At 48.0% G+C, this 15,663-nt stretch carries 12 protein-coding genes, 3 tRNA genes and 1 other RNA gene; 6 read left to right on the top strand and 10 right to left on the bottom strand.

All coding sequences use genetic code 11. From position 1 onward, the window contains the following. The first annotated feature begins 1 nt into the window (after nucleotide 1). The 3 genes from LLF78_03920 to tnpB all read left to right on the top strand — a co-directional run bounded on the left by LLF78_03920 (nucleotide 2) and on the right by tnpB (nucleotide 723). A tRNA-Met gene (locus LLF78_03920) sits at nucleotides 2-78 on the top strand. A gap of 5 nt (nucleotides 79-83) precedes the next feature. Continuing rightward, nucleotides 84-160: transfer RNA gene (locus LLF78_03915), tRNA-Met, on the top strand. A gap of 206 nt (nucleotides 161-366) precedes the next feature. Next, nucleotides 367-723 (top strand): IS66 family insertion sequence element accessory protein TnpB, encoded by a 357-nt coding sequence (tnpB, locus tag LLF78_03910; protein ID MCE5201642.1) that lies wholly within the window; start codon nucleotides 367-369, stop codon nucleotides 721-723. Nucleotides 724-951: 228 nt separating this feature from the next. Here the strand turns inward: tnpB and LLF78_03905 are convergent, their stop codons facing one another. Next, a complete protein-coding gene (locus LLF78_03905; protein ID MCE5201641.1) occupies nucleotides 952-1,155 on the bottom strand; it encodes a cold-shock protein in 204 nt (67 codons plus the stop codon). Nucleotides 1,156-1,499: 344 nt separating this feature from the next. Between LLF78_03905 and clpB the strand changes: the two genes are divergently transcribed. The 3 genes from clpB (at nucleotide 1,500) to LLF78_03890 (ending at nucleotide 6,946) form a co-directional block, all read left to right on the top strand. Further along, a complete protein-coding gene (gene clpB, locus LLF78_03900; protein ID MCE5201640.1) occupies nucleotides 1,500-4,115 on the top strand; it encodes an ATP-dependent chaperone ClpB in 2,616 nt (871 codons plus the stop codon). A gap of 84 nt (nucleotides 4,116-4,199) precedes the next feature. Beyond that, the gene (gene htpG, locus LLF78_03895; GenBank protein ID MCE5201639.1) at nucleotides 4,200-6,080 is read left to right on the top strand and encodes a molecular chaperone HtpG; all 1,881 of its coding nucleotides are present in this window, start codon (nucleotides 4,200-4,202) and stop codon (nucleotides 6,078-6,080) included. Between the two features lie 161 nt (nucleotides 6,081-6,241). Further along, nucleotides 6,242-6,946, top strand: coding sequence for a hypothetical protein (locus tag LLF78_03890; GenBank protein MCE5201638.1), 705 nt, complete (start codon nucleotides 6,242-6,244; stop codon nucleotides 6,944-6,946). An 84-nt stretch (nucleotides 6,947-7,030) separates the two neighbouring features. On the opposite strand, the gene LLF78_03885 is transcribed toward LLF78_03890, so the two are convergent. The 9 genes from LLF78_03885 to LLF78_03845 all read right to left on the bottom strand — a co-directional run bounded on the left by LLF78_03885 (nucleotide 7,031) and on the right by LLF78_03845 (nucleotide 15,622). Continuing rightward, nucleotides 7,031-8,467 (bottom strand): aldehyde dehydrogenase family protein, encoded by a 1,437-nt coding sequence (locus LLF78_03885; protein ID MCE5201637.1) that lies wholly within the window; start codon nucleotides 8,465-8,467, stop codon nucleotides 7,031-7,033. A gap of 33 nt (nucleotides 8,468-8,500) precedes the next feature. Continuing rightward, complete coding sequence (locus LLF78_03880) at nucleotides 8,501-9,667, bottom strand: FIST C-terminal domain-containing protein (GenBank protein ID MCE5201636.1); 1,167 nt, start codon at nucleotides 9,665-9,667, stop codon at nucleotides 8,501-8,503. Nucleotides 9,668-9,944: 277 nt separating this feature from the next. After that, entirely contained in the window at nucleotides 9,945-11,306 is a 1,362-nt protein-coding gene (locus LLF78_03875; GenBank protein MCE5201635.1) for a radical SAM protein, read from the bottom strand. A 267-nt stretch (nucleotides 11,307-11,573) separates the two neighbouring features. After that, nucleotides 11,574-11,930, bottom strand: a transfer-messenger RNA (tmRNA) gene (gene ssrA / locus LLF78_03870). A 44-nt stretch (nucleotides 11,931-11,974) separates the two neighbouring features. Further along, nucleotides 11,975-12,442, bottom strand: a complete 468-nt coding sequence (gene smpB, locus LLF78_03865) for an SsrA-binding protein SmpB (protein ID MCE5201634.1) — start codon at nucleotides 12,440-12,442, stop codon at nucleotides 11,975-11,977. 152 nt (nucleotides 12,443-12,594) lie between these two features. Next, nucleotides 12,595-12,672, bottom strand: a tRNA-Pro gene (locus LLF78_03860). Nucleotides 12,673-12,709: 37 nt separating this feature from the next. Next, nucleotides 12,710-13,696 (bottom strand): threonylcarbamoyl-AMP synthase, encoded by a 987-nt coding sequence (locus LLF78_03855; protein ID MCE5201633.1) that lies wholly within the window; start codon nucleotides 13,694-13,696, stop codon nucleotides 12,710-12,712. Then, nucleotides 13,693-14,814: a tRNA guanosine(34) transglycosylase Tgt gene (gene tgt / locus LLF78_03850; protein MCE5201632.1), complete on the bottom strand. Its 1,122-nt coding sequence runs from the start codon at nucleotides 14,812-14,814 to the stop codon at nucleotides 13,693-13,695. The genes LLF78_03855 and tgt overlap by 4 nt, the downstream gene beginning before the upstream one ends. Next, nucleotides 14,807-15,622 (bottom strand): TatD family hydrolase, encoded by an 816-nt coding sequence (locus LLF78_03845; protein MCE5201631.1) that lies wholly within the window; start codon nucleotides 15,620-15,622, stop codon nucleotides 14,807-14,809. Before LLF78_03845 ends, tgt begins: the two co-directional genes overlap by 8 nt. Nucleotides 15,623-15,663 lie beyond the last annotated feature (41 nt).

Raw genomic sequence — 15,663 nt, 5'->3', positions numbered from 1 at the left:
TCGCGGGGTGGAGCAGCACGGCAGCTCGTCGGGCTCATAACCCGAAGGTCGCAGGTTCAAGTCCTGCCCCCGCAACCATTTTTGGCGCTGTAGCTCAGTTGGCTAGAGCATTCGGTTCATACCCGACAGGTCACCGGTTCGAATCCAGTCAGCGCCACCAAATTAAAATTACTAGGCATTGAAACCTGTATAATAGGGATCCTTCCGATAATCGGAGGGATTTGTTTTTTAGACGTGCAAAGAATCGTAAGCGTCAAACCATCCGTACCTGTCCCAAATAACGTAAGCGTCAAACCATCCGTACCTATCCCAGATAATATCAAACGTCTAAACTCCTCCGTAACTTAACAGCAAGGGGGAGTTTTCATGTTCGATCACAGCGGCAAACAGCTTTATCTGATCTGCGGTCCTACGGATATGCGCAAGGGAACAGACGGTCTGTCCGCTATTGTAAATCTTCAGCATGTCTGCGACTCTTATGAGTCCGCCATGTTCATCTTCTGCCGGGTGGCGATGATACTGATACGGGTCGCGGAAAACGAGACAGGGATGACCTGGCACAGAATAGAAAAGGCAATGTCCTGTATTACCGCAGGGGCTATCGGATCCGGTGGCTATACCTCTTGGATGACCTCTGATATTACAGCAGAAGCGGCTGAGATATTTGAGAAACTGAAGATTACTCCTCCTCAAAACGTACTCTCTGTAGAGAAAAACTCGTAGTACAATTTTTTATGAAGGATAAATCATGTCAATATAGTCTATGACTACATTAGCTGGATTTTCCTGTACCGCTGACTGTACAACGTAAGCCGGACCCTTGGATGATATCCAGGTCCGGGATATTTGACGCTTACAATATAGGCACTAAAAAAGAAGCTGCGTGAAATCGTAAGATCTCACACAGCCCCTTCCAATAGTCGATTTCTTAATTATAAGAAATACCGGTTATTAGATCTTTTCAACGTCAGAAGCCTGAGGACCTTTGCTGCCCTGAGTAATCTCGAAAGAGACCTTCTGGCCTTCATCAAGAGTCTTGAAACCGTCGCCCTGGATAGCGCTGAAGTGAACAAAGACGTCATTACCTTCGTCAGTGGTAATAAAACCGTAGCCCTTCGTTGCGTTGAACCATTTTACTGTGCCATTGCTTTTCAATGTGTTGCCTCCCAAAAGGAAATATTTTGAATCGGATTCTTCACCCGACCATGTGATATTAAACTTATATCTTTTGATTGTCAAGCATAAATACTGTAAAATTTCTAATATATCAGCAATTATTCTGAAATATCAGATTGGATCCTGAACATTCTTACAGGTACGCGATATCTCAAGCAATTCATAGATTCATAGAGTATCCCATCTATAATCAACTATAATTCAGTCTAATATTCCTTAGGTGCTCCTTAAGGAATTTGTCTGATTTTATTTGACCTATATAATATACCAAAGTATGATCAGTTATAGTTAATAGTAAATATGCTCCCTTGGAGGGGATAATCATGGATATGAATAAACTTACACAAAAATCACAGGAAGCATTGTACGAAGCACAGAATATCGCAATACGATACGGTCAGCAGGAAGTTGACGGTGAACATCTTACTCTTGCCCTGTTGCTGCAGGAGGATGGCCTTATTCCTAAACTGCTTGGCAGGATGAACATGCCGGTTGAAAATATCAAGAATGCGCTTGAGATAGATTTGCGTAAACGCCCGCGCATATCAGGCGCCGGACAGGAAGCCGGCAAGATATATGTATCTCAGCGCCTTTCGCATATCATGGTAAAAGCGGAAGATGAAGCGGATAAACTTAAGGATGAATACATCTCTGTCGAGCATCTTTTGCTTGCACTGCTTTCAGAGGGCGTAACAACGCCCTGCGGAAAGGTTTTTGCGACATTTGGCCTTACCAGAGAAAACTTTTTAAAGACGCTATCCGAGGTAAGGGGAAATCAGCGTATTACAAGCGACAACCCTGAGGATAAATACGATGTTTTGGAAAAATACGGGCGTGATCTGGTGAAGGCAGCGCGGGACAACAAGCTTGACCCTGTCATTGGGCGTGACGAGGAAATCCGCCGCGTTATCCGGATATTAAGCCGTAAAACAAAAAATAACCCGGTTCTCATAGGAGAACCGGGGGTCGGAAAGACGGCAATTGTCGAGGGTCTTGCGATGCGTATACTGCGCGGTGATGTTCCCGAGGGTTTGAAGGACCGCTCCATCTTCGCACTCGACATGGGTTCCCTGCTGGCAGGAGCAAAGTTTCGCGGGGAGTTCGAGGAACGTCTCAAAGCTGTCCTGAATGAAATCAAGCAGAGTGAAGGACGTGTCATCATGTTTATTGATGAACTTCACACTATAGTCGGTGCAGGCAAAGCCGAAGGCGCCATAGACGCAGGCAACATGCTGAAACCGATGCTGGCACGCGGCGAACTGCACTGTATAGGCGCGACCACGCTGGAAGAATACAGAAATTACATAGAAAAGGATGCTGCCCTTGAGAGACGCTTCCAGCCTGTCCTTGTAGAGGCCCCGGACGTAGAGGACACTATATCGATCCTTCGCGGACTCAAGGAACGTTTCCAGCTCCACCACGGCGTAAGGATCCAGGACAATGCGCTTGTAGCGGCGGCAGTGCTTTCCAACAGATATATTGCAGACCGTTTCTTGCCCGACAAGGCTATTGACCTCGTTGACGAGGCCTGCGCAATGATCAGGACAGATATCGATTCGATGCCGGCTGAGCTTGACGCTGTATCGCGCCGCGTCATGCAGCTGGAGATCGAAGAAGCTGCACTGAAGAATGAGAAAGACAAGGCTAGCAAGGAACGCCTTGAGGCGCTTCAGAAAGAGCTCGCTGACCAGAAGGAAATAGCAAATACACTGCGCGCACAGTATGAAACGGAAAAACAAAAGATCGCCAAAGTCCGCGCACTGCGCGAGGAGATAGAAAAAGTGCGCCACGAGGTAGAGAAAGCAGAGCGTGAATATGACCTGAACAAGGCTGCCCAACTCCGCCACGGCACGCTGCCCGGACTTGAGAAACAGCTTGAGGAGGAAGAAAGGATCGCGGCTGAGGGCAATGGGAAACGACTGTTGCGAGAAGAAGTGACGGAGGAAGAAATAGCACAGATTGTCGCAAAGTGGACCGGTATCCCTGTAACCAGGCTGGTGGAGGGGGAGCGTGAAAAGCTTCTGCACCTTGACGACATGCTCCATGGACGGGTAATAGGCCAGGATGAAGCTGTCCAGCTTGTATCAGATGCGGTGCTGCGGGCGCGTTCCGGCATAAAAGACCCCAAACGCCCCATAGGTTCTTTTATCTTTCTCGGGCCTACAGGAGTAGGAAAGACGGAACTCGCTCGCGCGCTTGCAGAGTCTCTGTTTGATTCCGAGGAAAATATGATACGGATAGACATGTCGGAGTACATGGAGAAACACACCGTGTCGCGGCTGATCGGAGCACCCCCGGGATATGTCGGTTACGACGAGGGAGGACAGCTTACAGAAGCTGTACGCAGGCACCCTTACTCAGTTATACTCTTTGACGAGATAGAGAAAGCACATCCTGACGTGTTTAACATACTGCTCCAAATACTTGACGACGGACGCGTTACAGACAGCCACGGCAGGACCGTAAGCTTCAAAAACTGCGTGATAATCATGACGAGCAACTTGGGTGCACAGTCTCTGATAAGCGGCATGGACTCAAACAGCGGCGAAATATCGGACAGGGCGAAGAATGAAGTTATGGACGCTCTCAGGTCCAGCTTCCGGCCGGAGTTCCTCAACAGGGTAGATGAGATAATCATCTTCAAGCCTCTACGTATAGAGGAGATAACTGAGATTGTCAGGCTTCTGCTTAAGCAGCTGGAGTCAAGGCTGCGCGAGCGCAATATAACTCTTGAGATCACTCCCGAAGCTCTGGCGGTGGCGGCTAAAAACGGCTATGACCCTGTCTACGGCGCACGTCCTCTGAAACGCTATCTGCAGAAAAAGCTTGAGACACAGATCGCACGGCTCATAATCGGAGGCATAGCGGCTGACGGATGTAGGATAAAAGTAGAGAATCTGGGCAACGATCTGGTTGTACGGGTTGAGAATCCGGAATAAGCCAAAATAGCATGGGGACGGGTATAATATACCCCGCTCCCATGTTATGCATATTCAATTTTAATTACCCAAGGAGGAAACAGTATGTCAACTAAAAGTGAAAAATATGAATTTCAGAGCGAGGCAAAACAGGTACTTGATCTGATGATCAACTCTGTATATTCGAACCCGGATATATTCATCAGAGAACTGATTTCCAACGCATCCGATGCAATTGACAAGCTCAGGATAGAAGGGCTCCGCAATAATGAGCTCTCTGACCTTGCTAAGGACGGAAAGATAGAGATAAAGATAAACAAGGATGCCAATACGCTTACTGTGTCGGATAACGGGCTGGGGATGAGCCGGGATGAGCTTGTTTCTTACCTCGGAACTATAGCGCGCAGCGGTACCAAGGAGTTTATTCGCGCCATTCAGGAGGCGAAATCCGGTGTAAACAGCGACCTCATAGGCCAGTTCGGGGTCGGATTTTACTCCAGCTTTATCGTTGCCGATAAAGTAACGGTTGAAACCAGGAAAGCCGGAACGGACGAGAGCTGGATTTGGGAGTCAGAGGGCGACGGAACTTATGTTATTGCTCCCGGCAACATGGAATCACAAGGAACGACCATAACCCTTCACATGAAAAAAAAGGGAGATACAGATGACGAAAACGATATCGCGAAGGATTATCTCTCAACCTGGACCCTGCGCGGGATAATAAAACAGTACTCTGATTTCGTTACATATCCGATTTTCCTAAAGGAAGAGGGGAAAGAGGAGAAGGAGAACGAGCCCGTCAACTCCATGAAAGCCCTCTGGACACGCCCTGAAAGCGAAGTCAGTGAAGATGAATACAAGGAGTTCTATCGCCACATCACCCATGACTGGGAAGACCCAATGGAGCGGATAAGCTACAAAGGGGAGGGGACAAGTGAGTTTCGCGCACTGCTCTATATTCCGTCGCGCCCGCCTATGGACCTGTTCTTTCAGGACGGTAAACACGGAATACAGCTCTATATACGCCGCGTGTTCATCATGAGCGACTGTCGCGACCTGATCCCTGAGTATCTTCGTTTTATAAAGGGCGTCGTAGATTCGGAGGACCTGTCTCTCAACGTTTCACGCGAGATACTCCAGCAGGACAGGCAAACTGCTACGATAAAGAACAGCCTTACACGAAAGATACTCGATGTCATTAAAAAGATGAAGCAGGATAAACCTGAAGAATACAAGAAGTTCTGGCAGATGTTCGGCATAGTCCTCAAGGAAGGGATCATCTCCGACACAAAGAACAGGGAACAGATAATGAGACTCTGTTTGATTGACAGTTCAAGCGTTGAAAAGACAACGCTTGAAGACTACGTTGCGCGCATGGCAGAGGGGCAGAAGTACATCTACTATCTCACCGGGGCGCCTGCATCGGTTCTTGCCGGCTCACCGAAACTCGAGGCCTTCAGAAAGAAAAACATAGAGGTCCTGCTGTTGGGCGACGCTGTAGATGAAATCTGGGTAAACAGCGTGCGCAAGTTTGGAGGATATGAATTTAAATCGGTAGCGGTCGAAGATATTGACATCCCTAACAATGGGGAAAAAGAAAACGGCAAAGGCGAGGAAGAGCTGGAAAAGACAGGCTTAGTCGCAAAACTTAAGGAATCTCTCTCTGATCTGGTCGAAGATGTGAAGATTTCATCGCGCCTTGTGGATTCTCCTGTCTGCTTTGTACAAAAGGGCGAGCCCATTTCTCCCCAGATGAGGAATTTCTTCCGCAGCATGGGACAGGAAGTGCCTGAAGAGAAACGCGTGATGGAGATCAACCCGAACCATACTCTGATAAAGAAAATTGCTGCCGAGAGCGAAAAAGGTGACGCCGATGTTTCCGAATGGGCGAATGTGCTCATGGGACTTGCCTCAATCGCAGAGGGAGAGCCTGTTCCCGACGGACAGAATTTTACAAGATTGCTAAGTAAAATACTGGAAAAATAGACAGAAAAAACAACATTTTAAAAGGGGCTGTATGAAAATTATTGTTTTCTTAGAGCCCCTTTTATCATACTTTTAAAAAAGTATCTGAAAGCGTTGGCAGGAATGCAAAATAAAATTTTAAAGATAGTGGCGTTATTCTCCTCTTATGCTACACTTGTAAAATGAAGAATAAACTATTTCTCATAATAACACTGATATTACTCATATTTCCGGCCACCGCCTACGCTATTGAAGAGGCGCTGCCCCTTGATTTCATATTCAAGGGCGGTGAGTATAAGGAGACTTTCCACCTCACAGTGGATAAACCTTATAAAAGTACCATTCCGGGTCCTGATGGGATCCCTATTATTTTTGACTACTCCGGCAGCTGTGAACTTACTCATACATTCACCGACCATGACGGCATAGAGACATACACGGCACCAAAAGGTATCGCGCATGTCAGATCCGGCAGCCCGCACCTGCCGGCTAAAGGGTATACAATGGGTCTGTTGTATGATCCCAAGACCTCCGACATATCATGGTTCGTCAACGACATCAACGGAGACGGAACACAAAAGCTCTGGACACGGGAACTCAGCGCAGATGAATATGCGCTGATAGGCACGCAGTTCACCATAACGGCAAGGACAGACGCGAATGCCCTGCTGATTCAATATTCAGGGACCATGCCATATTCTGACGATATAGTCTTTGATATTACAGACACAAATACCCAGGACAAATTCAGCAAGGAGATAATCAAATCCAGCTCTCTTCCGGGTTATTTTCAAATTTCAGGCGGCATCCTGTACATACAGAAATTAGTCATGGAAGATGACATCCCGATCCTTTATTACGAATGGAGCAAGCAGCCAAAGCTGTAGCACGCAAATGGGCTACGGCAGTTAATAATACCTGCACATAGCCCATCTATCTATAGAACTTATTCTAAGTGACCGATACAGCCCCTACTTAAGTATGTTCTTGAGAACAATCGACTTTGTCCTTGTCATTTCGTTAAAAGTGGTCATTACGCCCTCGGTGCCAATGCCTGAGAATTTATACCCCCCAAACGGCATCTCGAAGCTTCTGAAGAAGCTGGCCCCGTTGATCACAGCTCCGCCGCACTCAAGTGCATTTGCGACGTAAAGTGCCTCCTTCATGTCTTTCGAGAAGACACATCCGCACAGACCGAACTTGGAGGCATTTGCGATCTCTATTGCCTCTTCTGTCATGTCAAACGTGATGATGGGGACAACAGGACCAAATATCTCCATATCCTTCGCCACATCAGCGGTCTTAGGGACATTGACAATAACCGTGGGTTCATAGAATGCACCGTTTCTCTTCCCGCCAAGAATTATTTTACCGCCCTGCTCCACCGTGAGATTGACCTGTCTTTCTACCTCGATAGCCGCCTTTTCGCTGATAAGGCAACCGATGGATGTATCTTCATCAGAAGGCATTCCAACCTTAAGAGCTCTGATTTTTTCAACAGCCTTTTTTGTAAATTCTTCAGCACGGCTCTTATGTACCAGGAAACGTTTTGAAGCACAGCAGACCTGCCCTGTGTTGTACATACGGCCCCAAATGAGCTCCTCTGCAGCAAGGTCAACATCAGCATCTTCAAGGACTATAAACGCATCATTCCCGCCAAGCTCAAGGGCAGTGTGGGCCAGATTAGCAGCCGCAGTTTTAGCAGTCTCTATCCCAACTTCTGTAGAACCTGTCAATGTTATGAGGTGTACGTCAGGATGTGAGCACAGCATGCTCCCTACAACAGAACCGCGTCCTGTGAGGATCTGAATGGCTCCGTCTGTAACGCCGGCTTCAACCAGAAACGCTGTGAGTTTGCACAGGGTAAGCGGGTTATCTGTCGATGGCTTTACAATTGCCGCGTTTCCGGCAAGAAGCGCCGGAGCGACCTTCTGGTCGAAGAGGTCGCACGGGAAGTTGAACGGTATAATACAGGCAACGACACCTATCGGCTCTCTCTGTGTGAAGAGGATCGTCTTGTCCTGACCCGCCTCAAGCCCCGGCGGTACAACTTCACCATAGAGGTGCTTCGCTTTCTCGGAGAACGCTTCAAATGCAATAGCGATGTTGCCGATTTCTGCCCTGGCCTCCTTAATTGGTTTGCCTGTCTCATCAGAGAGTGTCCTGGCCAGGTCTTCCTTGTTCTTCTCAACAAGCAGTATGAATTTCTTAATAATATCTGCTTTTTTATAGACCGGAACCTTTGCCCATGTTTTCTGTCCGGCCTTCGCAGCAGCTACGGCCCTGTTGACATCTTCCGCGGTCGCCGCCGGTACAGTGTCAATAAGTTTCCCTGTAGCCGGGTTAGTCACTTCTATAGACTTCCCGTCAGATGCATCTACCGCTCTACCATTAATGATCATCTTCATTTCACAGTCCCCCTTATTGCAAAAATTTATCCGCTATTTGCCAAATCCTGTAAAAGAGAGCATCAGCCCGCCACAGGTGTTATTGTTGTCACTCTCAAAACCATATTCCCCAAAAGTGAACTCAACTATAAACGGGACATCACCAGCTGCTTTTTTGATCTGCTCCGCAACTTCTCCAATTCTGTCACCGATCCCAGCTCTGCGTCCTCCGCAATGCACAAGGTGGAACGCCGCCGGTTTTGTGTCCATTTTCGCTATAAGAGACCGGAGCGTACTTCCGGTGGAATCAATCAACTCGTCGACTGTCGCTTCCATACGGATGACGCATGTCTTCTCAGCCAGGTTGTTGCCGATAGCCATAGATCCGTCTTCATTTCCATTCATCGGGTGGCGTATAGCTGTAAGGTCACCCAGACGGTCCTTCACCCCAAGCGGAGCGCCAATGGCAGCCACCAGAAGATCCATACCTAAAAGCGAACTCTTATCGCAGCCCATCCATTCTGCGTATTTCTGCATTGCGGGGACCCCGTCTATCTCCACCAGCGTGCGATTCCCGCGAACCTTGGTTATTACGCCAAAGTCATCTGTTTCCCGATAAGCGCCTGTAAAGAGGTTCGTCATCTTGACATCCGTATAAAAGAAGGCTGTAACAACGCCATCTCCGAAATTCTTGCCGTCTGCATAAAGTTTCCATTTCCCGGCGATAGAATTATCAGCGGCGCTGCCGCCAAAAAAAGGAATTCTGCCTATTACGGAACTGATGCCTTTGAGATAGAATTCCTCTTCCGCCGGAGACGCAGCCATATAGAAGAAGTTTGGCGCGCATGTCTTGCCCGCATTCTTCATAGCCTCAAGCGCAACTGATCTGCCCGTTGCAAATGGATCGGATCCACGCTCTGCCGCAGCAACTCCGACTGTCATATTTTCATCTGAAAACGCCATCACGCCAACGAAACCGTCATCAGAACCCACAAACCCGTTGGGGGTGATGATTCCGGTAAATGATGTGTTGCCAAGTGCAGGAACTCCGGGTAATACCTCTTTAACACCAGCCATCATTTGGTCGATATTATACTCACAGCTTCCATAGACAAAAGCCATCTTTACAGAATCAAGGCCGCTTTTTGCAGCGGCAGCCGCCTCCATTCCTGCCGTCTTTGCACTTGCTGAGATACTTGAGCCGACTTTTGCTTTGAACATAAAATATTACCTCCCATCAGATTATGTTTACGTGGTAATGCTCATTGCCAATATAGCAACAGGTAAAAGGTGAACAAGGGTATAATTCCCTATTTCAAAACAAGCGTTTTAAAAACAAAAATTCCGTCAGATTTGGATATTCAAAGTGAGGGTTAGTCTTGGATTGTATTCTGATTTTAAATATATACAGGCGGAAAATAAAGAGACTTTTTATAAAACGCTGTTTTATTTTCCGCCGAGCTTGTACAGAACCTATGGAGCGGGATTTCTCTGTGTTTTATTGTTCTATATGTTTAATCGTGCGGTCAGACCAGAGTTTTGATGCTACAGGCGCCCATGCGGTTGCGCTTTTTTCACATTTGGAAGATAGATCCCTCACATTTTCCCGGTTGAGCATATCCGTTGAAACAGCCCCTGATTTTTCGACGATTTCTGTCAGCCTGCCATGGTTATCAAGCAACGGGCATGGGCGCAGCATGTTATCATTAAATGGCTGATTAGCTCTGTACTGCATGAAAAGAGGAGACTGATAGGCCTCCAGCAGTGTCTTTTCGTGTATGTTCGAGTCCGAGTAGTGGATAAACGCACAAGGCTCAATATCTCCATTGGCATTTATGTGCAGGTATCTGCGTCCGCCAGCAATACACCCGCCGACATATTCTCCGTCATTCCAGAAATCCATTGTGAAAATAGGCTTGGTCTTACGGAATTCACGGATACGATGGTACATAAATTCACGCTGTTCCGGTGTTACCATGAGATCCGTCTCCGCATTCACCCCTATAGGCATATAAGTGAAGAGCCATGCAAACTTTGCTCCCTTTTCTATCATATGGTCAAAGAATGCCTCACTGCCTATGGAATCTATATTCTTACTTGTGTAACAGCATGATATGCCGAAGGGCAGCTTTCTATTTTTAAGTATATCCATGGCCTTTTCAACTGCCCTGTATGTTCCTTTGCCCCGGCGGAAATCAGTTTCCTCTTCAAATCCCTCTACACTGATTGCAGGAATAAAATTTTTAACGCGCAACATCTCGTCGGCAAAATCATCATCAATAAGGGTTGCGTTTGTAAATGCCAAAAACGTACAGTCATCATGCTTTTCACACAGGCGTATTATGTCTGTTTTGCGCATAAGCGGTTCACCGCCGCTGAACAGGTACATATAAGTGCCCAGTTCTTTGCCCTGGGTTACTATGCTGTCAAGTGTCGTAAAATCCATGTTAAGAGCATGGTCATATTCCGCAGCCCAGCAACCGACACAATTAAGATTACAGGCGCTTGTCGGGTCTATCAGCATAGCCCATGGCACATTACAGTTATATTTTTTCTCGCTTTCGGTCCTGCGGTTGAAGCCTGCTATGGCAGAGTTCAACAGAAAGTTGCGAAAAATGGTCTTGCGTACCTTCGGATCAATATCACTATATATACTTTTTATAAATTTGAACCATATATCGTCAGGATCGTTAGCTATCTTATCAATATAAGGATATGCTGCAGAATAAATCCCATTTCTGTCAAATTTTTCGACCCATCGCACTATCTTTGGAATATTTGTCTCAGGGTCGCTGTCCAGATAAGAAAGAGCAATTTTTGCACCTAAACCCTCCACATATTCCTTCATGTTAAAAGCCATATTACCCACTCCTTCGCCTCGACATACATTGGATTGATTTTTTATAAAATGCGGATCAATAAAAATTATTATCGCCGCGTATTGATGTGATGTATTACGGCATATTTTAGTCCTGAGGTTACTCTAAGTCAATATTACTAATCATGTTATAAGACATGTTGTAAGAAACCATAGCGTTGTTTACACTTGAGATAAAGTATTCTAGCCTGCGCACATGTCGGGCGCACCCCAAAAAATAGACCCTTCAAGAGGGTCTATTAAGATAGTTGGTGGAGACGCGGAGATTCGAACTCCGGTCCAACAGGGGCCAATCTGGGAGGCACTACGTGCGTAGTCTTTGCTTTGATCTCGGCTCTGCGGCTCCCAAAGACAGGATCCGCATTGCCCAGCCTTCCCTAGAGTCTCGAACCCCAACCAGAAAGCGCTGAGGAGGTCCCAGTCATCTTTGTGACGCCCTTCTGAAGCCCGATGACGGAAGCTCCAGAGAGCGCGCTACTTAAAACTAAGCAGCGAGTGCGTAATCGTTATTGACGATTATTGTTTTGGAGCCGGATTTACGAGGGTTCCCCATCCTCGGCACGCTCCTCCCGATCCTCCAACCTGCTGTCGAAACCATACGTCCCCTTATGTAATAAGCATCATAATGCATGCTTTAACTGCCGTTAAAATTATTCTCCGCGAACTTTGCGGCGGATCGCCCGCTCCATTTCTCTGCTGGCGTCCTTTGCTGCGGCAGTATCTCGTTTGTCATGGAGCTGCTTGCCCTTGGCTATTGCCAGTTCGCACTTCGCCCATCTTCCCTGCTTGATGTATATCTTCAGCGGAACGAGGGTGAGACCTTTTTCACGCGTCTTTGAAAGGAGCTTTCTTATCTCCGATTTATGGACGAGGAGCTTCCTCGGCCGCATCGGTTCTTTGTTGTAGTAGCTGCCCTTTTCATACGGAGATATGTGCACGTTGTAAAGCCACAGTTCCCCGTTTTCGACTCTCGCAAATCCATCCTTCAGGTTTAACTGCCCTTCCCTGACGGATTTTATTTCCGTTCCGGAGAGCATTATGCCTGTTTCGAATGATTCCAATATGAAATATTCGTGCCGCGCTTTTCGATTCTGCGCAACAGTCTTATCATCCGGCATAATAACTCACCTCACATGCTGACTATATCAGGATTAACAAAATTAGTCAAATGTATAAATTACTGAAAAATCCATATTTATATATGCCCGTTACATTGTTTTCAGGGATAAAAAAAGTTCCCGGCCGGGAAACCGAGAACCAGTATTTACTATGGTCGGGGCGAGAAGATTTGAACTTCCGACCTCCTGGTCCCGAACCAGGCACGCTAACCAGACTGCGCTACGCCCCGGAAGCAGCGTGAATTATAGCATTCCAGACCGGGCTCGTCAATTGCCGGCGGCGCGAAGGAGCCTGTCCTTCAAAGCAAGACCTATTCCGGTTTCATCGGGTATTTCAGCTATTATTACTTCCGCTCCGCTTTTTTCAATTGTACGAAATGCACGGAAAAGTTCCCTGGCATACTCGTCAGCATCCGCAAAAATAACTTCTGTGTATGGATTTCCGTCTGGCTCCGAGATCCCCATCCATGCCCATTTTTTGTCATCTGCAAATCTCTCGGCAGGGCAATCGGCCAAAATAAGAGGGATTTTAGGGGCATAGTGGCGGTATCTTGTGCCCGGAGAGCGTTTTATGATGTTGCTATCCTGCGGCAACATCACAATTATGCCAAGCGCATCTTCTATCTGTTTCTTCGATATTCCGCCGGGGCGCAGGAGCACGGGGCTCTCCCCCGTCACATCAAGCACTGTGGACTCAAGGCCGACTCTGGCTGGTCCACCGTCGAGCACCATGTCTGCGGCAGCTCCGATATCATCCCTTACAGCCTGAGCGTCAGTGGGGCTTGGCCTGCCGCTTCTGTTTGCACTAGGAGCGGCTATGGGGACACGGGAAGCACGTATCAGTTCAAGCGCTATCCGGTTGTCAGGCATCCGTATTGCAGCCGTTGACAGACCGCCCCTCGTACGCTCCGGGACTATGGGCTTTGCGTTAAGCACGAGAGATAGCGGCCCCGGCCAGAATGTCTCCATGAGGAATCTTGCGCGCCAGTTGAGTTCGACTGCCGACTCCGCCATCTTTATATCGCATACGTGGAGAATAAGCGGATTATCGGAGGGGCGTCCCTTGGCTTCGTATATTTTTTTTACGGCATCGGCATCAAGCGCATTCGCTCCAAGCCCGTATACAGTTTCTGTCGGGAATGCGACAAGTCCGCCAGAGCGAATTATCTGCGCCGCTTTTTCTATCTCAGCGCTCTGTTCTGCGTTCGTCTGTTCAAATATTATTCTAAGCCTCTCGGACATGTCAGATATCATTTAAGGTATATGCCCTCCATAAAGTTCTCGAGGAAATTACGGCGAAATACAGGGAAACGCCCTTCTATTATCGCCCGGCGCGCATCTTTCATGAGGTTGACGAGAAAATGGAGGTTATGCCAGCTGCAGAGGCGCGCCGCGAGTATCTCACCGGCCGTGTAGAGGTGGCGGATGTAGGCGCGGGTGAAGTTACGGCATACATAACAACCGCACGCCGGGTCTATCGGAGTAAAGTCGCGGGCATAACCCTGATTTTTAAGATTCAGTTTGCCAAAGCTGGTGATGACCCCACCATTGCGTCCGTTCCTGGTGGGAAGGACGCAGTCAAACATGTCTATCCCGCGTGCCACCCCTTCTAAAAGGTTTGTCGGAAATCCGACTCCCATCAGGTAGCGCGGTTTGTCCTTAGGCATCTCTGGAGAAAGGACGTCCAGTATGCGGTACATTTCATCGTGAGGTTCTCCTACGGAGAGCCCGCCTATTCCATATCCCGGAAAACCGATCTCTTCCAGCCTATGAATACATTCTATGCGCTGCGTCTCGAAGGTGGAGCCCTGAACTATTCCGAACAGCGCCTGATCCTCCCGTGAATGAAAATCCTTGCAGCGTTCCGCCCAGCGTATCGTTCGCTCCATAGCCGCGTATGAATATTCTTCTGCCGTCGGCCAGTTGACACATTCGTCAAACGCCATGGCGATGTCGCTTCCGAGTTTCTGCTGTATATCCATGGAGTCTTCCGGACGCATAAAATGCTTACTGCCGTTTATATGGGAGTGGAACTCGACCCCTTCGTCGGTGATCTTGCGCAGTTCGGCAAGGGAAAACACCTGGAATCCACCGCTGTCCGTGAGTATCGGATGGTGCCACTGCATAAAACGGTGCAGCCCTCCGGCCTCTTCAACTATATCTGCCCCAGGACGCATGTAGAGGTGGTATGTATTGCTCAGGATTATCTGAGCACCCATCTCCTCAAGTTCATGCGGCATCATTGCCTTAACTGTCGCCTGGGTGCCTACGGGCATGAAGACAGGGGTCTCTATTACGCCGTGCGGTGTAGTAAACTCTCCGGCACGCGCCCCAGTCTCGTGACATTCGGCTATAAGCCTGTATTTAAACATCTGCATTTCCCCATCCAAATATTCTGTCTCCGTTTTTACGCACTACCTCCGCAAATTCCTCAACAGAAATAGCTTTAAGCATCGCTATCAGCTCATATACCTGACGCACATGACACGGTTCGTTCGTCTTTCCGCGGAAACCCTGAGGCGCAAGGTATGGTGAATCCGTCTCACAGAGTATCCTGTCGAGCGGTATCTGCATTGCCGTCTCGCGAAGCGCGGTATTTTTGGGATATGTGACAGGCCCGGCAAATGAGATGTAAAAACCCAGCTTCAGCGCGTCTTCAGCGTTCTGAAGATTGCCTGAAAAACAGTGGATCACACCTCCTATCTCATCGGCTCCCGTTTCCCGAAGTATTTTTATTGTCTCGCCGTTGGCATCTTCGTCGGCAGATCCTTTTGAGTCTCTGACGTGTATCACTATCGGTTTTTTTATCTTCTTGGCAAGCTCTATCTGATCACAGAACACCTTGCGCTGCACTTCGTGAGGAGAGTGGTCGTAAAAATAATCAAGCCCTATTTCGCCAACCGCGACAACCCGCCGGTTCAGCGCAAGTTCTTCTAGTTCATCAGGGATACCGGCCCCAGCCGACAGGGCCTCATGGGGATGGATCCCGACAATCGCCCATACCTCAGGGTCTTTAGTCTGCCACGCTGCGAGATCAACAGCTTCGCGGCTTGACTGAAGGTCGGCAGAGGCGAAAAGCAGCCGCTTCACATCGCTTTCAAGTGCATTGCGTAAGACCTGCGCCAAACCTTCCGGGTAATATTCGTTATTCAAGTGGCAATGGGTATCAACTAGAAACATTTCTTCTTCCTTTCAAAAAACTGCAGAAATACGTCGCAGTT

The organism is Synergistaceae bacterium, from assembly GCA_021372895.1.
Classification (GTDB): Bacteria; Synergistota; Synergistia; order Synergistales; family Synergistaceae; genus JAJFTP01.
Note: the sequence above shows the minus strand (reverse complement) of the source record. Positions and strands in the feature narration are given on the sequence as shown.